The following is a 4,198-nucleotide window of genomic DNA, read 5'->3' as shown; positions in this document are numbered from 1 at the left end:
CGTCTTCGGGGTTTTCGTCGAGCGCGGCGAGGTCGCGGTGCGCGCCGCCGGCCGCGAGGTCGTCCTGGTGGCGGGCGAGGGCACGGATATCGCCCGACGCGGTGCCGCGCCGACGCCGGCCCGTCCCTGGGGCGCGGCGCGCATCGCCGCCGCCCTGGCGCAGATCGCCTGAGCATGGAAACCGCCGCCATCGCCGCCATGCTGGGCGAGGCCGGCTTCTTCGCCGGGGTGCCACCGCAGGACCTGCTCGACTGTGCCGCCGAGTTCCGCGAGCAGCGCTTCGATGCGGGCCAGATGCTGTTCGCGCGCGGGGACGCCGGCGACCGCCTCCTGCTCGTCGTCGAGGGCCGCGTGCGGCTCTCGGTGACGACCGAGGAGGGCCGCGAGCTCAGCATGCGCCATGCGGCGCGCGGCGATCTGCTGGGCGAGATCGCCGTGCTGGACGGCGGCACGCGCAGCGCCGACGCCGTGGCGATCACGCCCGTCCTGGCGCTGTCCCTGCGCCGGGCCGCCCTCGACACACTCAGGGCGCGCCATCCCGCGCTCGCGGCCGGGATCATCGCCTTCCTCTGCCGCCGGCTGCGCCAGACGACGGACCAACTCGAAGGCATCGCGCTGTATTCGATCGAGGTCCGGCTGGCCCGCTTTCTCCTGGTCGGTCTCGGCGGCCGCCGTGCGCCGGCGGGCAAGCGCGTTCCATTCGATCTGGCGTTCTCGCAGGGTGAGTTGGCGCAGTTGCTGGGCGCCAGCCGGCCGAAGGTCAATGCGGCGCTGGGTTCGCTCGAGCAGATGGGTGCGATCCGCCGCACCGCCGATCGCCTGTTCTGCGATCCCGATCTGCTCGCGAAATGTGCCGGGATCGAGCATGGCTGAGAGAAGGCTGCGGCGGTGGCGACCCGTCGTTGCCGGTGCCCTGGTCGGTTTCGGCCTGATCCTTCTCGCAGTCTCCGCGCCGCCCTTCTGGCGCGAGACCCAGCGCGAGCAGGTCTTGGATGTCGTGCTCGAGCAGATCGCCGATTGGCGCAGCCCCGGGCCCTCGCCCCGGCTCGCCATCGTCGCGATCGACGCCGCGAGCCTCGACGCGGTTGGCCTCTGGCCCTGGCGTCGGGAAACGCTGGCGCGGCTGATCGCGGCCGTCAATTCGGCGAAGCCCGCTGCGATCGCGCTCGATCTGCTCCTGGCGGGCGAGGATACGCGCTCGCCCGCCGCGCTGGCGCGCCGGCTCGCCGCGGAGACCGGAAACGCCGCCCTGGCTGCGCTGGCGCCGACGCTGGAGGACGGTGACAGGATGCTCGCGGACGCCGTCGGCGCCGGCCCCGTCGTGCTCGGCTGGGTGATCGACCCTCAAGGGCGAGATGCCGTCGGCGCCGTGCCGATCCTGACACGCCCGGGCGTGTCGCTCGGTTCGCTCTGGCGCGAGCGGGGGGCGAGCGCGCCACCCGCCAGTCTGGCGGCCGCGGCTGCGGGTTCCGGCACGCTCTCCCTTCCCGGAGATGATGACGGGGTCGTACGCCGCGTTCCGCTGTTCGTCACGGTCGGGGACGAGAGCCGCCCGGGACTGGCTCTCGAAGCCGTGCGTCTCGCCGCCGGCGCCTCCGGCTACCTGCTCTCCGCCGATCCGCTGCGGGTGACCATCGGCGCCACGACGCGCGCCCTGCCGCCGCACGGCCTCCTGCGGCTGGTCCCGGGCGGCCCCTCCGTGCCGGTCATCCGCGCCGCGGACCTGCTGCGCGACGGGGCGGATGCAACCGCCCTGGCGGGCGCGATCGTCTTCATCGGAGGTTTCGCGCCGGAGCTGGGCGCGTTGCGGGCCAGCGCGCGCGACCCGCTGACGCCTTCCTCCGTTCTTCAGGCGCAGGCGGTCCACCAGATCGCGACCGGTGTGATGCCGGTCCGGCCGGACTGGGCGTATCCGGTGGAGCTGGGGCTCGCGCTGGTCGTCAAGTCGCTCGCGATCGCGATGGCGCGGCTCTGGCGGCCGGCGATCGCCACGGCCGCGCTCCTCGGTCTGCTCGCGCTGGTCGTGATCGGCACGGGTTGGCTGGCCTTGCGGGACCTGCTGCTCGACCCGCGCACCCCGATGATCGCCGCGACCTTCGCCTTCCTCGCCACCTCGCTCACCGCCTTCTCGGAATCGCGCTGGCGCGAGGCGCGGCTGCGCCGCCGCTTCGAGCAGCATCTGGCGCCGGGCGTGGTCGAGCGGATCGTCGCCGATCCCGGCAGCCTCAAATTGTCCGGCGAGCGGCGCGAGGTCACCGCGCTCTTCACCGACATCGAAGGCTTCACGCAGACCACCCGCGAGGCCGGACCCGAACAGCTGGTGGCGGTGCTGGACGGCTATTTCGAGGGCGTCACCCGGATCGTCGGCGCCCATGGCGGCATGGTCGACAAGCTCGTCGGCGACGCCGTCCATGCCCTCTTCAACGCACCGTTCGATCTCGAGGACCACCCGCGGCGCGCGCTCGCCTGCGCTGTGGCGATCCTGGACTGGACGGAGACCTACCGGGCCACCGGTCTCGCGGCCGCAATCGGCCTCGGCCGAACCCGGCAGGGGCTGGAAACCGGCATCGCCATCGTCGGCGACGTCGGCGTCGGCGCCAAGCTCGACTACACCGCCCATGGCGAGGCGGTGAACATGGCGGCGCGGCTCGAGGCGTTGAACAAGGAACTCGGCTCGTCGATCTGCGTCGGCCCGGTCGCGGCGAGCCGCTGCGACCCGGCGCTGCTGCGCCTGCTCGGCACCGTCGAGCTGCGCGGGGTCGGGCCCGTTGCAGTCTCCACGCCGATCTGAGAAAAAACTGCCGCAGCGTCCGGTGCAGGTCTGTTCCCGCGGAGACAGTCAAGGCGGTGCGCCTGAGGCAATCTCTCCTCACACCGATCCTTCCCGACCATGAAGGATTGCTCGGGAAAAGGAGATGACGCTATGGTTAAGCACTCGATCGACCTTCGTCGCAATCCGGCCGGGGAGCGGGGGGGCGACAGGCCTTCCCGGAGCCGCCTCATGTCCCTGCGTACTGTCACCGCCGTCATGCTCGCGCTCGCCGCCGTCGGCAGCGCACCGGCCGCCTTCGCTCAGCCCGTCGCGGCTGCGCGGGCGCCCGCCCTCGTCCCACTCGAACAGGCCTTCATGAAGGCCGCCACGGACCTCTTCGCCAGGCTCCCGGCGAGCGCCGGCGAGGTCACCGTCGTCATCGATCCGCTGATCGACGGTGTCACCGGCATCCAGTCGGCGGCGACGCGCGGCTTCGACCGGCGCATCGCCGAACTGGTGGCGGAGCGCTACCCGCATGTGAAGATCCTGGCCTTCACGCCCGAAAACGTCGCCAAGGCCCGCTTCGTCTTCATCGGCACCTTCAACACGATCAACAATGCCGGCCAGCCCGGCGGCGATCGCGACGCCTTCTGGATCTGCTTTGCCCTGGTCGAGCGCGAGGCCAAGACGGTCTATGCCCGCAGCGTCGCGCGCTCGACGGTCGGCAATGTCGACATCGCCCCGGCGGCATCCTATGCCGACACGCCGGTCTGGGGCCTGGACGCGGCGACCCGCGCCTATATCGAGGCCTGCCAGAAGTCGCAGCCCGGCACGCCGGTCTCGCCGGCATACATCGACCAGCTCGGCGCCGCTGCCCGCATCCGGGAGGCAGGCGCCGCCTATGAGGCCGGCGACCATGCCCGGGCGCGCGATCTCTACCGCGAGGCCCAGGCCCAGCCGGGCGGCGACCAGCTGCGCGTGCTCAACGGCCTCTACCTCTCCTATGCGGCGCTGGGCGAGACCAGTGAGGCCGACCAGACATTCGGCCAGATGGTCGAGCGCGGCTTCTCCCTCGGCCAGCTCGGGGTGAAGTTCCTGTTCGAGCCGAACTCCACCGCCTTCAACGCCGACCGCAAGCTCTCCGCGAGCTACCCGGCCTGGCTGCGCGAGATCGCGGCGCGGGCGACCCAAGCCGGCGTCTGCCTCGACGTGGTCGGCCATGCCAGCCGCACCGGTCCCGAGAGCCTCAACGACAGGCTCTCCCGCGAGCGCGCCGAACGCATCGTGACCCTCATGACCGCTGCGGCGCCGGGCATGTCGCAGCGGCTGCGTCCGTCCGGCGTCGGTTATCGCGAGGCGCTGGTCGGCCTGCCACGCGACGACGCCAGCACGGCGGTCGACCGCCGCGTCGAGTTCAAGACCGCGCCCTGCGCATGAGCGCGGCGG

General features: G+C 72.2%; 3 protein-coding genes. All 3 read left to right on the top strand.

Annotated features, from left to right (window positions below; translation table 11 throughout):
• The first annotated feature begins 174 nt into the window (after positions 1 to 174).
• The 3 genes from Q8M82_RS17780 (at position 175) to Q8M82_RS17770 (ending at position 4,189) form a co-directional block, all read left to right on the top strand.
• Entirely contained in the window at positions 175 to 873 is a 699-nt protein-coding gene (locus Q8M82_RS17780) for a Crp/Fnr family transcriptional regulator (RefSeq protein ID WP_305692649.1), read from the top strand.
• The gene (locus tag Q8M82_RS17775) at positions 866 to 2,791 is read left to right on the top strand and encodes an adenylate/guanylate cyclase domain-containing protein (RefSeq protein ID WP_305692648.1); all 1,926 of its coding nucleotides are present in this window, start codon (positions 866 to 868) and stop codon (positions 2,789 to 2,791) included. The genes Q8M82_RS17780 and Q8M82_RS17775 overlap by 8 nt, the downstream gene beginning before the upstream one ends.
• Positions 2,792 to 3,001: 210 nt before the next feature.
• A complete protein-coding gene (locus tag Q8M82_RS17770) occupies positions 3,002 to 4,189 on the top strand; it encodes an OmpA family protein (protein ID WP_305692647.1) in 1,188 nt (395 codons plus the stop codon).
• The last annotated feature ends 9 nt before the right edge of the window (positions 4,190 to 4,198 follow it).

It is taken from the genome of Allobosea sp. (assembly GCF_030694325.1).
Taxonomy (GTDB): domain Bacteria; phylum Pseudomonadota; class Alphaproteobacteria; order Rhizobiales; family Beijerinckiaceae; genus Allobosea.
The sequence above is the reverse complement of the archived record's forward strand: the minus strand, read 5'-3'. Positions and strand labels throughout refer to the sequence as shown.

Coding starts and splice junctions, on each gene's coding strand:
- Q8M82_RS17780 (WP_305692649.1), top strand. CDS start 175: ATGGAAACCGCCGCCATCGCCGCCATGCTGGGCGAGGCCGGCTTCTTC.
- Q8M82_RS17775 (WP_305692648.1), top strand. CDS start 866: ATGGCTGAGAGAAGGCTGCGGCGGTGGCGACCCGTCGTTGCCGGTGCC.
- Q8M82_RS17770 (WP_305692647.1), top strand. CDS start 3,002: ATGTCCCTGCGTACTGTCACCGCCGTCATGCTCGCGCTCGCCGCCGTC.